General features: G+C 72.1%; 19 protein-coding genes. 8 read left to right on the top strand and 11 right to left on the bottom strand.

The window, feature by feature from the left end; translation table 11 throughout:
* Positions 1 to 10 precede the first annotated feature (10 nt).
* Positions 11 to 1,210 (top strand): RimK family alpha-L-glutamate ligase, encoded by a 1,200-nt coding sequence (locus BLQ67_RS13130; protein WP_092505750.1) that lies wholly within the window; start codon positions 11 to 13, stop codon positions 1,208 to 1,210.
* Positions 1,211 to 1,273: 63 nt separating this feature from the next.
* Here BLQ67_RS13130 and BLQ67_RS13125 read toward each other — a convergent pair whose 3' ends face one another.
* The 6 genes from BLQ67_RS13125 to BLQ67_RS13100 all read right to left on the bottom strand — a co-directional run bounded on the left by BLQ67_RS13125 (position 1,274) and on the right by BLQ67_RS13100 (position 7,320).
* Positions 1,274 to 2,707 (bottom strand): MFS transporter, encoded by a 1,434-nt coding sequence (locus tag BLQ67_RS13125; protein WP_092505748.1) that lies wholly within the window; start codon positions 2,705 to 2,707, stop codon positions 1,274 to 1,276.
* 259 nt (positions 2,708 to 2,966) lie between these two features.
* Complete coding sequence (locus tag BLQ67_RS13120) at positions 2,967 to 4,103, bottom strand: TRAP transporter substrate-binding protein (protein ID WP_157674844.1); 1,137 nt, start codon at positions 4,101 to 4,103, stop codon at positions 2,967 to 2,969.
* A 53-nt stretch (positions 4,104 to 4,156) separates the two neighbouring features.
* Positions 4,157 to 5,497 (bottom strand): TRAP transporter large permease, encoded by a 1,341-nt coding sequence (locus BLQ67_RS13115; protein WP_092505744.1) that lies wholly within the window; start codon positions 5,495 to 5,497, stop codon positions 4,157 to 4,159.
* Positions 5,487 to 6,029 (bottom strand): TRAP transporter small permease, encoded by a 543-nt coding sequence (locus tag BLQ67_RS13110; RefSeq protein WP_092505742.1) that lies wholly within the window; start codon positions 6,027 to 6,029, stop codon positions 5,487 to 5,489. The genes BLQ67_RS13115 and BLQ67_RS13110 overlap by 11 nt, the downstream gene beginning before the upstream one ends.
* Positions 6,026 to 6,892: an NAD(P)-dependent oxidoreductase gene (locus BLQ67_RS13105; protein ID WP_092505740.1), complete on the bottom strand. Its 867-nt coding sequence runs from the start codon at positions 6,890 to 6,892 to the stop codon at positions 6,026 to 6,028. The genes BLQ67_RS13110 and BLQ67_RS13105 overlap by 4 nt, the downstream gene beginning before the upstream one ends.
* A complete protein-coding gene (locus tag BLQ67_RS13100) occupies positions 6,889 to 7,320 on the bottom strand; it encodes a carboxymuconolactone decarboxylase family protein (protein ID WP_231945053.1) in 432 nt (143 codons plus the stop codon). Before BLQ67_RS13100 ends, BLQ67_RS13105 begins: the two co-directional genes overlap by 4 nt.
* A 204-nt stretch (positions 7,321 to 7,524) precedes the next feature.
* Between BLQ67_RS13100 and BLQ67_RS13095 the strand changes: the two genes are divergently transcribed.
* From BLQ67_RS13095 to BLQ67_RS13065, 7 genes are all read left to right on the top strand, one after another.
* Complete coding sequence (locus BLQ67_RS13095; RefSeq protein WP_092505738.1) at positions 7,525 to 8,487, top strand: AraC-like ligand-binding domain-containing protein; 963 nt, start codon at positions 7,525 to 7,527, stop codon at positions 8,485 to 8,487.
* Positions 8,488 to 8,579: 92 nt separating this feature from the next.
* Positions 8,580 to 10,103 carry a fumarylacetoacetate hydrolase family protein gene (locus BLQ67_RS13090; RefSeq protein WP_407922472.1) on the top strand — a complete coding sequence of 508 codons (1,524 nt, stop codon included), beginning with the start codon at positions 8,580 to 8,582 and terminating at the stop codon, positions 10,101 to 10,103.
* Positions 10,100 to 10,771, top strand: coding sequence for a GntR family transcriptional regulator (locus BLQ67_RS13085; protein WP_092505734.1), 672 nt, complete (start codon positions 10,100 to 10,102; stop codon positions 10,769 to 10,771). Before BLQ67_RS13090 ends, BLQ67_RS13085 begins: the two co-directional genes overlap by 4 nt.
* Positions 10,772 to 10,796: 25 nt before the next feature.
* On the top strand, positions 10,797 to 12,287 hold the full coding sequence (gene hpaE / locus BLQ67_RS13080; protein WP_092505732.1) for a 5-carboxymethyl-2-hydroxymuconate semialdehyde dehydrogenase: 1,491 nt from the start codon (positions 10,797 to 10,799) through the stop codon (positions 12,285 to 12,287).
* Positions 12,288 to 12,336: 49 nt separating this feature from the next.
* Positions 12,337 to 13,452: a 3,4-dihydroxyphenylacetate 2,3-dioxygenase gene (hpaD, locus tag BLQ67_RS13075; RefSeq protein ID WP_092505730.1), complete on the top strand. Its 1,116-nt coding sequence runs from the start codon at positions 12,337 to 12,339 to the stop codon at positions 13,450 to 13,452.
* Complete coding sequence (locus BLQ67_RS13070; RefSeq protein WP_231945052.1) at positions 13,449 to 14,255, top strand: 2-keto-4-pentenoate hydratase; 807 nt, start codon at positions 13,449 to 13,451, stop codon at positions 14,253 to 14,255. The genes hpaD and BLQ67_RS13070 overlap by 4 nt, the downstream gene beginning before the upstream one ends.
* On the top strand, positions 14,240 to 15,028 hold the full coding sequence (locus BLQ67_RS13065; protein ID WP_092505728.1) for an HpcH/HpaI aldolase family protein: 789 nt from the start codon (positions 14,240 to 14,242) through the stop codon (positions 15,026 to 15,028). Before BLQ67_RS13070 ends, BLQ67_RS13065 begins: the two co-directional genes overlap by 16 nt.
* A 79-nt stretch (positions 15,029 to 15,107) precedes the next feature.
* Here the strand turns inward: BLQ67_RS13065 and BLQ67_RS13060 are convergent, their stop codons facing one another.
* The 5 genes from BLQ67_RS13060 to BLQ67_RS13040 form a co-directional block, all read right to left on the bottom strand.
* On the bottom strand, positions 15,108 to 15,668 hold the full coding sequence (locus BLQ67_RS13060; RefSeq protein WP_092505726.1) for a hypothetical protein: 561 nt from the start codon (positions 15,666 to 15,668) through the stop codon (positions 15,108 to 15,110).
* Between the two features lie 46 nt (positions 15,669 to 15,714).
* A complete protein-coding gene (locus BLQ67_RS13055) occupies positions 15,715 to 16,647 on the bottom strand; it encodes an NAD(P)-dependent oxidoreductase (protein ID WP_092505724.1) in 933 nt (310 codons plus the stop codon).
* Positions 16,648 to 16,709: 62 nt separating this feature from the next.
* Positions 16,710 to 17,285 carry an LURP-one-related/scramblase family protein gene (locus BLQ67_RS13050; protein ID WP_092505722.1) on the bottom strand — a complete coding sequence of 192 codons (576 nt, stop codon included), beginning with the start codon at positions 17,283 to 17,285 and terminating at the stop codon, positions 16,710 to 16,712.
* Between the two features lie 79 nt (positions 17,286 to 17,364).
* Entirely contained in the window at positions 17,365 to 18,369 is a 1,005-nt protein-coding gene (locus BLQ67_RS13045; protein WP_157674843.1) for an aminoglycoside phosphotransferase family protein, read from the bottom strand.
* Positions 18,366 to 18,746: a DoxX family protein gene (locus BLQ67_RS13040; protein ID WP_092505718.1), complete on the bottom strand. Its 381-nt coding sequence runs from the start codon at positions 18,744 to 18,746 to the stop codon at positions 18,366 to 18,368. The genes BLQ67_RS13045 and BLQ67_RS13040 overlap by 4 nt, the downstream gene beginning before the upstream one ends.
* Between the last annotated feature and the right edge of the window lie 16 nt (positions 18,747 to 18,762).

Raw genomic sequence — 18,762 nt, 5'->3', positions numbered from 1 at the left:
TGGACATTCGATGAGGCTCGCGATCCTCTCCCGCGCCCCGCGCTCGTACAGCACCCGACGCCTGCGGGCGGCGGCCGTGGATCGGGGCCACGACGTCAAGGTGCTCAACACGCTGCGGTTCTCGATCGACCTGTCCGGCGACGCGCCCGATCTGCAGTTCCGCGGTCGGCAGCTGCGCGACTACGACGCGATCCTGCCGCGCATCGGCAACTCGATCACGTACTTCGGCACCGCCGTCGTGCGGCAGTTCGAGCAGATGGACGTCTACACGCCGAACACGGCCAACGGCATCACGAACTCGCGCGACAAGCTGCGCGCGACGCAGATCCTCGCCCGCCACGACATCGGCATGCCGGCGACGACGTTCGTGCGCGACCGCGCCGACGTCATCCCGGCGATCGAGCGCGTCGGCGGCGCGCCCGTCGTGCTGAAGCTGCTCGAGGGCACGCAGGGCATCGGCGTCATCCTCGCGCCGACGATCAAGGTGGCGGAGGCCATCATCGAGACGCTGCAGTCGACGCGGCAGCAGGTGCTCATCCAGCGCTTCGTGACGGAGTCGAAGGGCCGCGACATCCGCGCCCTCGTCGTCGGCGACCGCGTCGTCGCGGCGATGCGTCGCGTGGCGCAGGGCGACGAGTTCCGCTCGAACGTGCACCGCGGAGGATCGGTGGAGGCCGTCACGCTCGATGCCGAGTACGAGCGCGTCGCCGTGCGCGCCGCGCAGATCATGGGTCTCAAGGTCGCCGGCGTCGACATGCTCGAGGGCAACGACGGACCGCTCGTCATGGAGGTCAACTCCTCCCCCGGCCTCGAGGGCATCGAGCGGGCGACGAACCTCGACATCGCGGGCGCGATCGTCGACTACATCGGCGACCAGGTGGCGTTCCCGCAGATCGACGTGCGCGAGCGCCTGTCGATCTCGACCGGCTACGGCGTCGCCGAGCTCGTCGTGCACGGCGACGCGGAGCTCGTGGGCAAGACCATCAAGGAGTCGGGCCTCTGGGAGCGCGACATCACGGTGCTCACGGTGCACCGCGGCACGTCGGTCATCCCCAACGCGAAGGGCCGCGAGGTGCTGGAGGCCGAGGACCGCCTGCTGTGCTTCGGCCGCCTCGAGGAGATGCGCTCGATGATCCCTGAGCGCCCCAAGCGTCGCAAGCGCGTCAAGCGCCTGCCGAAGGACGCGATGGAGTCGCTGCAGGAGGACTGAGCGGCCCGCACGACGGAGCCCCCGCCGACCGATGGTCGACGGGGGCTCCGTGCATGCGGTCGCCTACTTCGAGACGGCCTCCGCCTGCGCGATGGCCTCGCGGTCGACGGCCGACAGGTCGGTGGCGTCGACGGCGTCGCCGCGGCGCCAGCCATCCCACTTGCCCGAGCGCTCGAACTCGACCGACAGCGGGATGCCGGTGCGGTCCTTCGTCAGCAGCGTGCCGACGATCGAGACGACGACGGTCACGAGCAGGTAGCCCACGATCGCCCACGTCGTGCCCGTCGACTGCAGCAGCGCCTGCGCGATCGTCGGGGCGAACGCGCCGCCGATGATGGCGCCGAGCGCGTACGCGATCGAGACGCCCGAGAAGCGCACCGACGCGGGGAAGGACTCCGCGTACCAGGCCGCCTGCGCGCCGTACGTGAGGCCGAGGCCGACGCCGAGCAGGATCGTCGCGATCGCGACGCCCTCGACGCCCGTGTAGACGAGCTCGAACAGCGGCAGGATGCCGAGCGCGAGCACGATCCAACCGGCGAGGTAGACGCGCTTGCGGCCGATGCGGTCGGAGAGGTAGCCGGCGAGGAAGGTGAAGACGAGCCACGTGACCGAGCCCGCGAACGCGGCGAGCTGCACGCCGACCGGGTCGAAGCCGAGGCCGGGCGGGGTGCCGTCGGTGGGCCGCGAGGCGAGGCCCTGCACGTAGCCGCCGGTCGTCATGTAGCCGGCCGCGTTGTTGGCGCAGAAGATCATGGCGCACGTCAGCACGATGAGGCCGTACTTGCGGAACACCTGCACGATGGGTGCCGACTGCTCCTGCGACGTCTCCTTGATCTCCTGGAACACGGGCGACTCGTCGACCGAGCGGCGCACGACGAAGCCGATGACGACCAGCAGGATCGAGACGAAGAACGGGATGCGCCAGCCGACCTCGAGGAAGGCGTCGCCCGGGAACAGCGCGCGGATCGCGGCGAGGATGCCGGTCGCGAGCATGAGACCGAGCGGCACGCCCGCCTGCACGAACGAGCCGTACATGCCGCGACGGTTGGCGGGCGCGTGCTCGATGGCCATGAGCACGGCGCCACCCCACTCGCCGCCTGCCGAGAGGCCCTGCAGGATGCGCAGCAGCATGAGCAGGATCGGCGCGAGCACGCCCGCCTGCTCGAAGGTCGGCAGCGCACCGACGAGCGTCGTCGCGAGGCCCATGAGCAGCAGCGTGATGACGAGCATCGGGCGGCGGCCGATCTTGTCGCCGAAGTGGCCGGCGAGGAAGGCGCCGAGCGGGCGGAAGAGGAACGAGATGCCGATCGTGACGAGCGAGAGGATCGAGGCGACGTCGGGGCCGGCGGGCAGGAAGAACAGCTGGGCGAACACGAGGTTCGCCATGAAGGCGTAGATGAAGAAGTCGTACCACTCGATGGTGGTGCCGACGACGACTGCGCCGAGGACCTTGTTGCGCTCACGCGCTGAGGTGCGCGCGTGGGATGTGCTGGACACGTGGACTCCTTCGTCCGTGAGGGATCGTCATCGACCAAGCGGGAGCCTAGCCCACTTCCCGAACGATCGGTCAGGAATTGCCGAGAGGCGGCCCGATCGCTCGTGACGCCCTCGTCCTTCGCCGGGCCGAGGCCCGACGGCGCGAGCATATACGATCGTGTGCACGATCCGTCAAGACCCGTGCGCGCATCCGCAACCACGCGGGGCACGCAGGACGCGGCCGCCCGGTCTCCCGGGCGGCCGCGTCGCGTGCGGCGCGTCAGCGGTCTGCGAACGCCTCCACGCACGACGTCGTCGCGTCGACGTACTCGAGGTCGGCGTGCTCGTCGAGCGCCGACTCGTACGCGTCGAGGAATGCGTCCGGGTCGTCGAGGCCGAAGTCGCCCGCCACGCTCGTCCACGTGTCGCGCGCCGTGTCGCCGACCTGGTCGACCCACTCCGCGGTCGCGTCGTCGCTCCACGCCGAGAGGTCCTCGACCGTCGTCGCTTCGAGCATGGCGTCGCACTGCTCGGCGGCCTGCGCGTTGAAGGCCTCGACGGCGGCGCCGTCGTTGAACTCCTGCTCGACGGCCGAGATCGCCTCCTGCTGCTCAGCGCTCAGTCGGTCCCACGCGTCGGCCGAGAACCACATGCCGAACGTCGAGTACTGCCCGATGCCCGGATCCGTCCAGTACGGCAGCAGCTCCATGATCCGGTAGTTCACGGCGAAGTCGATCGCGCCGCCGACGCCGTCGATGACGCCGCGCTCGACGGCCTCGTACGACTCGCTCGCCGTCACAGCCGTGATCGCCATGCCCGCATCCGACAGCACCTGCTGCACGACGGGCCCCGACGCGCGCGCCGAGATGCCCTCGAGGTCGGCGACCGACTCGACGGGCGCATCGGTGCCGAGCAGCAGGCGGCCGACCGGCCACGCGCTCACGAAGTGCAGGCCGTTCTGCTCCATGAGCGCGATCGCCTGCTCGTCGTTCGTGTGCACGTCGTACAGGCTCGCCGTGATGGCCGCCGAGTTCTGGCCGACGAACGGGATGCCGACGACCGAGACGGTCGGGAAGTACTGGGGCGTGTAGTCGGGGATCGTCACGCCGACGTCGGCGCGGCCGTCGCGCAGGCACTCGACGATCTCGGCCGCGGTGCAGATGGCCTCGGGCGCCGTGCGGTCGAACGTGACCGAGCCGTCGGTCGCCTCCTCGACGGCGTCGAGGAACCAGTCCTGCGCCGCCGCGTTCGGGGTGCTTGCGATCGCAGACGTGGCGAGCGTGAGCTCGATGGCGTCGTCGCCGCCGTCGGCCGATGCTCCGCCGCCGCTCGAGCAGGCGCCGAGCGCGAGGGCGCCCACGAGTGCGACCGCGATGGTCGCGCGACGGGTGGCGCGGGTGGTGGGGGTGAACGTCATCGTTCGTCCTTCCGTGAGGTGCTGGGTGGTGGGGTGCTGGTCGGTGACGGCGGTCATTGCCGCACGAGGGATGGCAGCCAGAGCACGAGCGCCGGCGAGAGGAAGAGGATGGTCGTGACGACGAGGTCGACGCCGAACAGCGGCGCGACGCCACGGAAGACCGTCTCGGGCCGCTCCCCCGTCGTGCCCGCGACGACGAAGCAGTTGATGCCGACGGGCGGCGTGACCATGCCGATCTCGATGAGCTTGACGATCAGCACGCCGAGCCAGATGGCGTCGAACCCGAGCGCATCCGCGATCGGCAGCAGGATCGGCACCGTGATCACGAGGATCGACAGCGACTCGAGCACCATGCCGAGCGGGATGAGGCACACGAGCAGCAGCGCCATCGTGACCATCGGCGGCAGGGCGAGGTCGGTGACCGCCGCCGTGATGGCGTCGGGCACGCGAGCGACGACGAAGAACGCCGAGAGGATCGCCGAGCCGACGATGATGAGGAACACCATCGCGGTCGTCGAGCCGGCCTCCGACAGGGCTCCGCGCAGGTGCTCGAGGATGGCCTTGCCGCCGTCGCGGCGACGCTCGAGCACGAGCATCGCGAGCGCGGCGACCGCGCCGATCGCCGCCGACTCCGTCGACGTGAACAGCCCCGAGTACATGCCGCCGATGACGATGGCGAACAGGATGACGACGCGCACGAGGCCGCGCCACGGCAGCCGCGGACGCGCGGCACCGGATGCGGCGTCGGCGACGGCATCCTCGAGCGTCTCGGGCGTGCGCACCTGCCGCGAGCCGATGAGCATGATGTACGCCATGTAGGCGGCTGCCGACATGAGGCCGGGCACGATGCCGGCGGCGAGCATCTGCGCGACCGACTGGCTCGCCATGATCGCGTAGAGCACGAGGAACGTCGAGGGCGGGATCATCACGCCGAGCGTGCCCGCGACGGCGACGAGCGCGGTCGCGAGGTGCGCGGGGTAGCCGGCCTTGCGCATCTCCCCCACCGACAGCCTCGCCATCGTCGCGGCGGTGCCGATGCTCGACCCCGAGACGGCCGAGAAGCCGGCGCAGGCCATGACCGTGGCGACCCCGAGGCCACCTGGCAGTCGGCGCACGGTGCGGTTCGCGATCGCGAACACGTGCTCGGCGATGCGGGCACGCACGGCGAACATGCCCATGAGGATGAACATCGGCACGATCGTGAGCGAGAAGCTCGCCGTGGTCGTGAACGGCGTCGCGCCGAGCACGCTCGTCGCGTAGTCGACGTCGCGCAGCAGCACGAGTCCGACGAGGCCCGCGCCGCCGAGTGCGAACGCGACCGGGATGCGGATGGCGAGCGCGCCGATGAGCACGACGAGCACCACGAGGGTCGCGACCCCTGCCTCAGGCGTCATGCTGCACCCCCTCGCGATGCGGCAGGCGGCCGCGGACGGCGTCGACGAGCTGCACCAGGGCGACGACGAGCGTGACGCCGAAGCCGACGACGATGGCCCAGCGCAGCGGCCACAGCGGCCAGCGCACGAGGCCGAAGCGCTCCTCGCCGACCCGCGTGGCCTCGGCGGCGCGCTCGGCGGTCGCGACGGTCGCCCACGCGAGCAGCACGACCACGGCGACGCCCGCGATGATCGCGAGCACGTGGTTGGCGCGATGGCCGAGGCGGTCGGTGAGCAGCGTGACGACGACGTGCTCGCCACGCACGAGCCCCCAGGCGATCGCGAGGTAGACGGCGACGACGAGGCTCGACTCCGCGAGCTCGACCATGCCGGGCAGGCTGGCGCCCGTCGCGGTGCGCACGGCGACGTCGGCGCAGATCGCGAGCATGAGCACGACGATCGCGAGCGCCGCGAGCACCGCGAGGGCGCTGGCGATGCGGCGCACGACGCGGTCCACGGGGCGCACGATGCGCTCGACGGCCGAGGTCGTCATCGCTGCTCCCAGAACTCGTAGGCGCGGGTGTGGTCGACGGTGCCGAGCGCGTCGAGCGCGTCGCCGAGCGCGCCTGCGACGGCGTCGCACACGGGCGCCTCGTGGCCGACGGCGCGCTGCACCTGCTGGGCGATGCGCACGTCCTTCGTCATGAGCGGCAGCGCGAAGCCCGACGCGAACGCGCCGTCGAGGATCTGCGGGCCTGTGACGTTCTGGGTGACCCAGCTCATGCCCGTGGACACGTTGAGGATGTCGAGCATGACGCGGCGGTCGAGGCCGAAGCGCTCGCCGGCGACGAGCGCCTCCGAGGACGCCGCGTAGGCAGCGGCAGCGACGAAGTTGTTGAGGGCCTTCATCGCGTGCCCGGTGCCGAGCGCACCCGTGCGCGTGATCGTCGAGCTCATGGCCTCGATGACCGGGATGGCCCGTGCGATGGCATCCTCGTCGTCGCCGCCGAGCATGATCGCTAGCGTGCCGGCCACGGCGCGCTCGCGAGCGCCCGAGACGGGCGCGTCGACGAGCACGACGCCGTGGGCGGCGAGGGCGCGGCCGGTCTCGACGGTCTCCGACGGGTCGGACGACGACATGTCGACGACGACGGTGCCGGGTCGCAGCGGTGCCGCGAGCGCGTCGCCGTCGACGAGCACCGCGCGCACGATGGCGCTCGTGGGCAGCATGCAGACGACGACGTCGCACGCGGCGAGCCCGTCGCGGTCGACGGCCGTCGCCCCGATGCGCTCGGCGAGCGCCGCCGACACCTGCGGGTCGGCGTCGTGCAGGCGCAGGTCGAAGCCCGCCTTCGCGACGTTCGACGACATGGGGTCGCCCATGACCCCGAGCCCGATGAAGCCGACGACGGTCATGCGCGGGCCTCCCTCGTGGCGGCAGCGAGGCCGCCCTCGACGTCGAGGTCGACGCCGCGCTCGGCGAGCACCTCCTTGAGGGCGCGCATGCCCTCGACGGCGGCGGGGATGCCCGCGTACAGGAACGCGTGCAGCACGATCTCGCGCAGCTCGACCGGCGAGACGCCGTTCGCGAGCGCGCCGCGCAGGTGCACCCGGATCTCGTGCGCCTTGCCGAGCGCCACGAGCATGCCGACGGTGATCTTCGACCGGTCGACGACCGCGAGGCCCTCGCGCTGCCAGATGTCGCCGAAGCAGATGCGCGTCACGACCTCCTGCAGCTTGTCGTCGAGGTCGGTGGTCGCCTCGGTCTGCCCCTCGGCACCCTCGGGGCCGAACATGCGGCGGCGCTGGGCGATGCCGACGTCGTACAGGTCGTCGTAGAGCACTGGATCCTCCTGCTGCGGCACCACGGTGGGCCGTGCGCCCATCCTGTCGGCGGAGCTTCCCTCGGTTCTTGACCGAGCGCGCAGCGCAGCCGACCCTCGGCGCACGCTCCCTCGCCGAGCCGCCCGGCGCGCGTGAGGCCGCTGCTACGCTCGCCGCACCCTCGGTCGACGACGACCGTGCGGGGATGCGACGGGAGGTCGGCGATGGAGCCCACCACGATCCTGCGCCGCGAGCCGTCGGGCTCGGGCACGCTCGAGACGGGCGAGGCGCGCACCTTCGAGCAGTGGCGGCAGCTCGTGAGCAATCGCTTCGTGCCGCTCGACATCTCGTCGCCCGCCGGCGCCTTCCACGGCACGCTGCGCGCGCTGCACGTCGGTGACTCGTGCGTCACCGAGATCGTCGCCGACCCGCACCGCGTCGAACGCGAGGCGACGCGCATCAGCCCCGACGACCCGCACCACCTCAAGCTCACGCTGCAGCTCGAGGGCACGGGCATCGTCGCGCAGGACGGCAGGCAGGCGGTGCTGCAGCCAGGCGACGTCGCGATCTACGACACGTCGCGCCCGTACACGCTCGAGTTCGAGACGGGCACGCGCTCGCTCGTCATGATGTTCCCGCACCGCATGCTCGGGCTCTCGGCCCAGCACATCCACCGCATGACCGCCGTGCGCCTGCCTGGCGACGAGGGCATCGGCACCGTGATCTGCCCGTTCATGCAGCACATGGCGGCGCACCTCGACGAGCTGCGCGGCGCAGCGGGCGTGCGCATCCTGCGCAGCGCGCTCGACCTCGTGACGGCGCTCATCTCTGCGGAGCTCGACCGGCAGGTCGCGGGCACGCGGCGCGACTTCGAGCGCTGCGTCTCGTACGTCGAGGAGCACCTGGGCGACGCGGGCCTCAACACGGCGCAGGTCGCGAGCGCGTGCTTCCTCTCGTCGCGCACGGTGCAGTATCTCTTCAGCGAGGAGGGCACGACCGTGTCGACGTGGGTGCGCGAGCGCAGGCTCGAACGGTGCCGCACCGACCTGCAGGATGCGGCGCAGCAGTCGACGTCGGTGCTCGAGATCGCGCACCGATGGGGCTTCACGGATGCGGCGCACTTCAGCCGCGTCTGCAAGGCCGCGTTCGGCGCGTCGCCGCGCGAGCTGCGGCGCCTCGCCGGCTGACGCGCCTGTCGCCGAGCGCACGCGACTCGACGATCCGCGCAGCGCGCGACTCGCCCCTTGCGCGGATCGCCGGATCGTATACGATGACGAACATGAGCGACTCGACGACGAGCGCGGCTGCCGCAGGCGCCGCATGGGACCTGCTGGGCACCAAGCCGGGCAAGGTCGTGGCGATGCACATCGGCTACGCCGCCCGCGCGGCCCAGAAGGGTCGCACGCCCGAGGCGCCCGGCTACTTCCTCAAGCCCGCGACGTCGCTCACGACCGGCGGCGCCGTCGAGCTGCCCGCCGGCTGCGAGATCCTCGGCTTCGAGGGCGAGATCGCCCTCGTCATCGGCCGCGAGGTGCGCCGCGTGAGCGAGGCGGAGGCGTGGGATGCGGTCGCGTTCGTGACCGCCGCGAACGACCTCGGCGTCTTCGACCTGCGCTGGGCCGACAAGGGCGCCAACGTGCGCTCGAAGGGCGGCGACGGCTTCACGCCCGTCGGCCCCGCGCTGCTGCCCGCCGCCGACCTCGACCCGCACGCCATCGAGATCCGCGTGTGGCGCGACGGCGAGCTCGTGCAGGCCGACGACACCTCGACGCTCCTGTTCTCGCTGCCCCAGATCGTCTCCGACCTCTCGCAGCTCATGACGCTCGAGCCCGGCGACGTCATCCTCACCGGCACCCCCGCGGGCGCGTCGACGTTCGCACCCGGCCAGACCATTGAGGTCGAGGTCACGGGCGGCGGACTGACCACCGGTCGGCTCACGACCACCGCGGTGCAGGGCACCGCTCCCCTGCCCGCCTACTCGGCGCAGCCCAAGGCCACGCCCGAGCAGTGGGCCGACGCATCCGGCCGTCCCGTCGCCGACTTCCAGGCACCCACCGCACCGGTGCTCGACGACGCCCTCATCGCGCGCATCGAGCGCGTCGCCACCGCGACGCTGTCGTCGCTGCTGCGCAAGCGCGGCATCGTGAACGCGACGATCGACGGCCTCCACCCGTCGCAGCCCGGCACCCGCATGACGGGCGTCGCTCGCACGCTGCGCTACGTGCCGAACCGCGAGGATCTCTTCACGGCCCACGGCGGCGGCTACAACGCGCAGAAGCGCGCGGTCGACTCGCTGCAGCCCGGCGAGGTGCTCGTCATGGATGCGCGCGGCGAGACCCGCTCGGGCACGCTCGGCGACATCATCGCCCTGCGCGCCCGCACGCTCGGCGCCGCCGGCATCGTGACCGACGGCGGCGTGCGCGACCTCGGCGCCGTGACCGAGATCGGCATCCCGACCTACCACTCGGGCGCGCACCCCAGCGTGCTCGGCCGCTGGCACGTGCCGTGGGGCGTCGACGAGACGATCGCGTGCGGCGGCACCACGGTGCAGCCCGGCGACGTGATCGTGGCCGACGACGACGGCATCCTCGTGATCCCGCCCGCCATCATCGGCGAGCTCGTCGACGAGGCCGAGGTGCAGGAGGCCGAGGAGGCGTTCATCGCCCGCATGGTCGAGGAGGGCCACCCGGTCGACGGGCTCTTCCCGATGGATGCGTCGTGGCGCGCGCGCTTCGAGGCCGAGCAGGCCAGCACCGAGCGGGCCAGCACCGAGCAGTCCAGCACCGAGGGGGCCGGCGCATGAGCGAGTCGAGCAAGTCGCAGCGCGCGTACGAGCACTTGCACGAGCGCATCGAGCGCGGCGTGTACGGCCCCGGCTACCGCCTCGTGCTCGACGCGATCGCGCGCGAGCTCGAGATGTCGGTCGTGCCGGTGCGCGAGGCGCTGCGCCGACTCGAGGCCGAGGGCGTCGTGACGTTCGAGCGCAACGTCGGCGCCCGCGTCACCGAGATCGACCCCGCCGACCTGCACGACACCACCGAGACGCTCGCGATGGTCGAGGGCGCCGCGATCGGCCTCGCCGTGTCGTCGCTGTCGGAGGCCGACGTGGCCGAGGCGCGCTCGCTCAACGAGCAGATGCGCGAGAGCCTCGCCGCATTCGACCCCGTGCGGCTCACGCGCCTCAACGAGGCCTTCCACCGCACGCTCACCGACCCGTGCCCCAACGAGCAGCTCAAGGGGCTCGTCGACGACGGCTGGCGGCGCCTCTCGCGCCTGCGCCAGTCGACGTTCGGATTCGTGCCCGGCCGCGCCCGTGACTCCGTCGAGGAGCACGAGCGCATCCTGCACCTGCTCGAGACCGGCGCCCCCGCGCACGACGTCGAGCTCGCCGTGCGCGAGCACCGCCTCGCCTCCCTCCACGCCTACCTCGACCGCACGAGCGACGACGCCCGCGCGCCCGAGATCCACTGACCCCACGCCTCACGGAAGAGGAGCCATGACGAACCGTCCTGCGAACCTGCCCACCCACCTGCAGCACCACATCGGCGGCAAGGCCGTCGACTCGATCGGCGGCGAGACGTTCGAGGTCATCGACCCCGTCACGAACGAGCCCTACGCGACCGCCGCCGCCGGCCAGCAGGCCGACGTCGACGCCGCCGTCGCCGCGGCCACGCTCGCGTTCGAGGAGGGGCCGTGGCCGCGCATGAAGGCGCGCGAGCGCGCCCGCATCCTCATGCGCATCGCCGACGTCGTCGCATCGCGCGACGCGGAGCTCGCCCAGTACGAGTCGTTCGACTCGGGCCTGCCCATCACGCAGGCGAAGGGCCAGGCGCAGCGCGCCGCCGAGAACTTCCGCTTCTTCGCCGACCTCATCGTCGCCCAGCGCGACGACGCCTACAAGGTGCCCGGGCAGCAGCTGAACTACGTCAACCGCAAGCCCAAGGGCGTCGCGGGCCTCATCACGCCGTGGAACACGCCCTTCATGCTCGAGTCGTGGAAGCTGGCGCCCGCGCTCGCCTCCGGCTGCACCGTCGTGCTGAAGCCCGCCGAGTTCACGCCCCTGTCTGCCTCGCTGTGGGCGGGCATCTTCGCCGAGGCGGGTCTGCCCGACGGCGTCTTCAACCTCGTGCACGGCATCGGCGAGGATGCGGGCGACGCGCTCGTGAAGCACCCCGACGTGCCGCTCATCTCGTTCACGGGCGAGTCGTCGACGGGCCAGCTGATCTTCCGCAACTGCGCCGAGCACCTCAAGGCCATGTCGATGGAGCTCGGCGGCAAGAGCCCGGCCGTCGTCTTCGCCGACGCCGACCTCGACGCCGCGATCGACTCCACGCTCTTCGGCGTCTTCTCGCTGAACGGCGAGCGCTGCACCGCAGGCAGCCGCATCCTCGTCGAGCGTGCCGTGTACGACGAGTTCGTCGAGCGCTACGCCGAGCGCGCGAAGCGCATCGTCGTGGGCGACCCGTCAGACCCCAGGACCGAGGTGGGCGCGCTCGTGCACCCCGAGCACTACGACAAGGTGATGTCGTACGTCGAGATCGGCAGGGGCGAGGGTCGCCTCGTCGCCGGCGGCGGCCGCCCCGAGGGCCTCGACACCGGCAACTACGTCGCGCCCACGGTGTTCGCCGACGTGCCACCGACCGCGAGGATCTTCCAGGAGGAGATCTTCGGCCCCGTCGTCGGCATCACGCCGTTCGACTCCGACGAGGAGGCGCTCACCCTCGCGAACGACACGCGCTACGGCCTCGCCGCCTACGTGTGGACGAACGACCTCACCCGCGCGCACACGTTCGCGCAGTCGATCGAGGCCGGCATGGTCTGGCTCAACAGCCACAACGTGCGCGACCTGCGCAGCCCATTCGGCGGCGTGAAGGCATCGGGCCTCGGCCACGAGGGCGGCTACCGCTCGCTCGACTTCTACTCCGACCAGCAGGCCGTGCACATCACGCTCGGCGACGTGCACACCGCTCGCTTCGGCGCCCACTGACGCCTCGGCGCCACCGACCCCGCGAATCCCGCTCGAAGAGGAGCAGACCATGACCGCCATCACGGCCAACCCGAACCCCATCCCCACGCCCACGGCTCCGGCGCCCGACATCGTGCGCTGCGCATCCATGGAGCTCGTCGTCACCGACCTCGCCGCCAGCCGCGCGTTCTACGTCGACGTGCTCGGCCTGCACGTGACCGAGGAGGACGACGAGGCGATCTACCTGCGCTCGTTCGAGGAGTTCATCCACCACAACCTCATCCTGCGCAAGGGTCCCGTCGCCGCCGTCGCCGCGTTCTCGTACCGCGTGCGCACCCCCGAGGACGTCGACAAGGCGGAGGCGTGGTTCCAGGAGCTCGGATGCCGCACCGAGCGCCGCCGCGACGGCTTCGTCAAGGGCCTCGGCGACAGCGTGCGCGTGCAGGACCCGCTGGGCTTCCCCTACGAGTTCTTCTACGAGGTCGAGCACGTCGAGCGCCTGCACATGCGCTACGACCTGTACTCGGCCGGCGAGCTCGTGCGCCTCGACCACTTCAACCAGGTCACGCCCGACGTGCCGCGCGGCCGCGGCTACCTCGAGGACCTCGGCTTCCGCGTCACCGAGGACATCAAGGACGACCAGGGCGTCACGTACGCCGCGTGGATGCACCGCAAGGGCACCGTGCACGACACCGCGCTCACGGGCGGCGCCGGCCCGCGCATGCACCACGTCGCGTTCTCGACGCACGAGAAGCACAACATCATCCAGATCTGCGACAAGCTCGGCGCGCTGCGCATGAGCGACCACATCGAGCGCGGCCCCGGCCGCCACGGCGTCTCGAACGCGTTCTACCTCTACATCACCGACCCCGACGGACACCGGATCGAGATCTACACCCAGGACTACTGGACGGGCGACCCCGACAACCCCACGATCACGTGGGACGTGCACGACAACCAGCGCCGCGACTGGTGGGGCAACCCCGTCGTGCCGTCCTGGTACACCGAGGCTTCGTTCGTGCTCGACCTCGACGGCAACGTCGTCGAGACCGTGGAGCGCACGGACTCCTCCGAGATGGAGGTGACGATCGGCGCCGACGGCTTCTCGTACACGCGCGCCGACGACGAGGACGGCACGTACCGCGGCCAGGCGTCGAAGGGCTTCAAGATCGGCAACCAGCTGTGACGACGCCCGCCTCGGGCCGGGGTCTCGACGACGCCACCGTCACGACGCTCGCCGACGAGCTCGCCGAGGCCACGCGCACGCGCGGCACGGTCGAGCGGCTCTCGGCACGGCATCCGGGCATGACGGTCGACGACTCGTACGCGGTGCAGCGCATCTGGCGCTCGCGGCGCGAGGCCGACGGCCACCGCGTCGTGGGTCGAAAGATCGGGCTCACGAGCAAGGTCATGCAGGTGGCGACCGGCATCACCGAGCCCGACTACGGCGTGATCTTCGACGACCAGGTGTTCGAGTCGGGATCCGTGCTCGACTTCGACCGGTACTCGAACGTGCGCATCGAGGTCGAGCTCGCGTTCGTGCTCGGCGCGCCCCTCGGCGCGGGCGCGACGGAGGCCGACGTGCTCGCCGCGACCGAGTGGGTCGTGCCGGCGCTCGAGGTGCTCGACTCGCACATCCAGATGGAGGGGCGCACGATCGTCGACACCATCAGCGACAACGCGGCGCTCGGCGCGATGGTCGTGGGTGGCACGCGCGTGCGTCCGGCGGACGTCGACCTGCGCTGGGTCGGGGCGATGCTGTCGAGGAACGGCGAGATCGAGGACTCGGGCGTCTCGGGCGCCGTGCTCGGGCATCCCGCGCGCGGCGTCGCGTGGCTCGCCGGCAAGGTCGGCGCGCACGGCGACCGGCTCGAGGCGGGCGAGATCGTGCTGGCAGGATCGTTCACGAAGCCCATGTGGGTCGAGCGCGGCGACGAGATCGCCTGCGACTACCGCGATCTTGGAGTCATCACGTGCCGATTCGACTGAAGCCGACGTTCGCCGATCGCCTGACGAGCGCCGACCGCGCGCTCGTGGGCGTGTGGACGGCGGCGTCGAGCCCCATCACGGCCGAGATCATGGCCGGGTCGGGCGCCGACCTCGTGCTCGTCGACGGCGAGCACTCCCCCATCGGCATCGACGGCCTCATGGGCGTGCTGCAGGCGATCGAGCCGTACGACGCGACCGCGGTCGTGCGCGTGCCGTGGAACGACGCCGTCATCATCAAGCAGGTGCTGGATGCGGGCGCGCAGAGCCTCGTCGTGCCGATGGTGTCGACGGAGTCCGAGGCGATCGCCGCCGTGCAGGCCATGCGGTACCCGCCGCGCGGCATCCGCGGCATCGGCTCGATGCTCGCCCGCGCATCCCGCTGGTCGGCCGTGCCCGACTACGTCGCGACGGCGCACGAGCTCGTGGCCCTCGCGGTGCAGATCGAGACCGTGGAGGGCGTCGCGAACGCCGCCGCCATCGCGGCGGTCGAGGGCGTCGACGCGATCTTCGTCGGCCCCGCCGACCTCGCAGGGTCGATGGGCTTCCCGCCCGCGTCCGAGGTACGAGATGCGGTCGTCTCGGTCATCGAGGCCGGTCGTGCGGCGGGCACGCCCGTCGGCGTCAACGCCTTCGCGCCCGCCGACGCTGACCACTACCTCGCGGCCGGCGCCGCGTTCGTGGTCGTCGCGGCCGACGTCACGCTGCTCGCCGCGAGCGCCCGCGCCGCCGTGGGCCGCCTCGTGCCGACCGACGGCGAGACCGGCACGTACTGACGCGTCGGACCTGCGCGGGACAGGGCCCTCAGGTGCGCGCTGCACCTGAGGGCCCCTGTCATGTGCGGATCCTGCGCCGTCAGCAGTTGCGGAGCGACCAGACCCGCAGGTCGGCGCCCTCGGGAGCCGCCTCGACCTGCTGGTCGCGGAAGGTGACGCCGTCGACCTCGAGGAGGTCGATGTGCGGCAGCGTCCAGAACCGGTCGGTGAGGGCGGCGATCTCGGCCTCGAGGGCGTCGTCGCCGGCATCGCGAGCGGCGTCCCACTCCGCGAGCCACGCGCAGTGCCACTGGAACGCGACGGCCGACTCCAGTGTGCCGATCTCCCAGCCCACGTCGGCGTCGATGTCGTCGAAGTCGTACTCGGCGCCGGGCGGGAGCGGCAGCGCGAGGCCGTCGATGCTCGCAGCGATCACCACCTGCGCCTGATCGCCGTTCCAGATGCCCGGCCCCTGCACGCCCGGCGGGGTGAGGTCCGACGGCACGTACTGCACGTGGGTCGGCTCGACGGGCACCTCGATCGGTGCGACGCTCGGCGACGGCGTCGGTGCGGGGACCCCGTCATGGTCGGTGCTCGAGCAGCCGGCGAGGGTCACGACGAGGAGTGCGGCAGCGGCGAGGGCGACGTCGCGTCGAGTCATGCCTGCACCCTACGGAGCGAGGCTGGGATGAACGCCGCCCGCCGCTCTAGCGCTCGACGCGGTTGCGCACGGGCTCGTCGGCGGCGATCGCCGCGAGGTTCTCGAGCACCAGTGCTGCGGCGCCGCGCGGCCGGCCGCCCGCGACGTGCGGCGTGATGAGCAGGTTCGGCGTCGTCCACAGCGGGTCGCCTGCGGGCAGCGGCTCGACGCGCGTGACGTCGATCGCGGCGGCGCGGATGCTGCGCTGCTCGAGCGCGGCGCGCAGCGCGGGCTCGTCGACGACGGCGCCGCGGCCGACGTTGACGAAGAGCGCGTGGTCGGGCAGCGCCGCGAGGATGCCGGCGTCGACGACGCCGTCGGTCGCGGCCGTCGCGGGCAGGATCGACACGAGCACGTCGACGCGCGGCAGCAGCTCGGGCAGCAGGTCGTGCGAGACGACCGGGTAGCCGCCGCGCTCGCCCGTCGAGCGGGCGACGCCCGTCACGCGGGCGCCGAGCGCCTCGAGCATGGGCGCGAGGCGCTGCGCGATGCCGCCGAAGCCCCAGATCGCGACGTGCGCGCCGTCGAGCGTGAACCATCCGCCCGTCTCGGGGTCGGCCTGGTCGGTGCGGTACGCGTCGTCCCACCGCCCCTCGGCCTGCGCAGCGGCGAGGCGCGGCAGGTCGCGCACGAGGGCGAGCAGCATCGCGAGCGCGTGCTCGGCGACCGTCGCGTCGTGCAGCGAGCGGCCCGATGCGAGGGCGACGTCGGCGCCGAAGCCCGCACCGGCGATGGCGTCGGGTCCGGCCGACAGCGTCTGCACGAGCCGCAGGCGCGGCAGGTCGCGCGCGGCCTCGGCGAGCCGGTCGGCGGGCAGCACCCACTCGACGAGCGCCTCCGCATCCCGATGCTCGACCGGGATCGGCTCGGCGGGGTCGAAGACCACGACGTCGTGACCAGGCAGGTCGAGGGAGACGGACGACGGCACCAGCACCTTCATGTCGTCGATCCTCGCAGAGGTCGACGCGACGGTGCCGGTGCCGTCGTGCTGTCGAGGCTGCGTCAGCGCTGCATCAGCACGTCGAGGCCCACCGCGAGGGCCGCGCCGACGCGCCAGTCGAGGCGCGCGCCGTTGGGTGCGGCGGGCAGCTGCACGTCGTAGACGTCGCGCACCGCCCACGCGCGCTCGACCGAGAGGATCGGCGTGCCGTCGTTGGCCGCGAAGTCGAAGTGCATCGGCCAACCGATGTCGATGACGCGACGAAGGATCGCGAGCACCTGGTTGCGCTCGTGGCCCGATCCCTCGAGACCCTGGCTCGGCACGCCGACGTTGAACGTCGAGCGCAGCAGGCTCTTGCCGAAGTCCTTCTGGAACCAGCCGATGGGGTTGCCGGCGCCGTCGGTGATGTCGTAGGTGGCGCCGAGGTCCATGATCTGGCGGGCCTTGAACGCGAACACGGGCTGCGTGCGCGCCTCGTCGGCGAAGAAGGTCACCTGCTCCTTGAGCGCCAGGCGCTTCTGCTGGGCGATGCCGAGGATCGGCCCGTCCTTGCCGCCTCCGCGGATCTCGAAGCGGTTCACCGTGAGGCTGAGCTTCTGGCGGACGGTGATGCGGTCGTACTGCTGGGAGTCGGTCACGCTCGCGAGCGTATGCGGCTGGCGGCATCCCATCCTGAGGGCGCGCTGGCAGGACGCTGGAGCGATCGGGGCGCCGCGATCAGTGGTTCGCGATCGCGGCGTCGACGTCGCCGAGCGTGCGCAGCAGCGGCTGCACGAACGGGCGGTACTCGTCGATCGCGGCGACGGGTGCGTCGCGCATGAGGCGCCACCACGCCTCCCACCGCTGCACGCCCGAGAGGGCGATCGCCGCGTCGGCAGCGCGCTCGAGCGTCGCCCGGTCGGCGAGGTCGGCGAACCCGTCGAGGTAGGCGGCGCGGATGCGGGCGCGATCGTCGGCGGGCACGTCGCGAGCGCGGGCGACGCCGAGCATGACGCGCAGCGTGCCGAACGGATGCGCGACCACGGCATCGCCGAGGTCGCCGATGCGGATGCGTCCGTCGACCTCGAACGCGTTGCCGAGGTGCAGGTCGTCGTGCTCGAGGCTCGCAGGCACGCGCGCGTCGGCGAGCTCCGCGAGGAGGTCGTGGATGCGCGGCTCGAGCGCGGCGATGCGCACACGGGCGCCGGCGTCGAGGTGCAGCGGATGCTCGACCGGCAGCGCGCCCGCCTGCGCCACGCGCTCGCGCAGGTGCTCGACGAGCCGCTCGGGTCGGATGTCGGGCACGCCCGCCGCGACGAGCTCGTCGGCGTGCGGCACGAGCGCGCGCTGCAGGGCCGCGGCGGTCTCGGCGAGCTCGATGCGGGTCGCGAGCGGCGCCTCGCCGCCCTCGTGCAGCAGCCCAGCATCCGCCGTGAGCATCCGCGCGCGGGCGGCGTCGACCGCGAGAGGCTCGAGCACGAGCGTCGGCGCGACGCGATGCGCGATCGCCGTCGCCGCCATCTCGCTCGCCGACCCCGGGTGGTTCTCCTTCGCCCATCGCACGCCCGCATCCGTCTCGATGCGCAGCACCGCCGACCAGATGCGCACGCGATGCTCGGCGATCGCGGTCACGGTCTCGCCGCGGGCTGCGAGCGCGTCGCGGATCCAGGCGTGCATGTCGGCGCGCCAGGCGTCGCTCGTCCACCGCGCGCGATGGTCGACGGTCAGGCGCCCGTCCGTCACCGGCGCGGGCCGTGGGTCGACCACAGCGCCCATGCAATGAGCACCGGCTGGAAGAACAGCCGCGCGAAGCGCTTGCCGTCGGTGTCGAGCCCGAAGCCGTCGCGGCCGTCGGCGAACTGCTCGACGTTGCCGGGGAAGATCGCGGTGAAGAACCCCGCCGCGACCGTGCCGACGGTGCGCTCGGCGCGTGCCGGGGCGAGCACGAGCGCGCTGCCGAGCGCGATCTCGGCGACGCCCGACCACACGACGACGTCGTCGGCATCCATCGGGATCGCGGCGGGCACCTGCGCCTGGAACTCGCGCCGGGCCACCGTGAGGTGACTGATGCCCGCCCCGACGAGGGCGAGACCGAGCAGGACCTTGGCGGCGCGACGCATGCGGGCCACGCTACCC

The organism is Agrococcus jejuensis (assembly GCF_900099705.1).
GTDB lineage: Bacteria > Actinomycetota > Actinomycetes > Actinomycetales > Microbacteriaceae > Agrococcus > Agrococcus jejuensis.
This window is presented reverse-complemented; position numbering and strand designations above follow the sequence as displayed.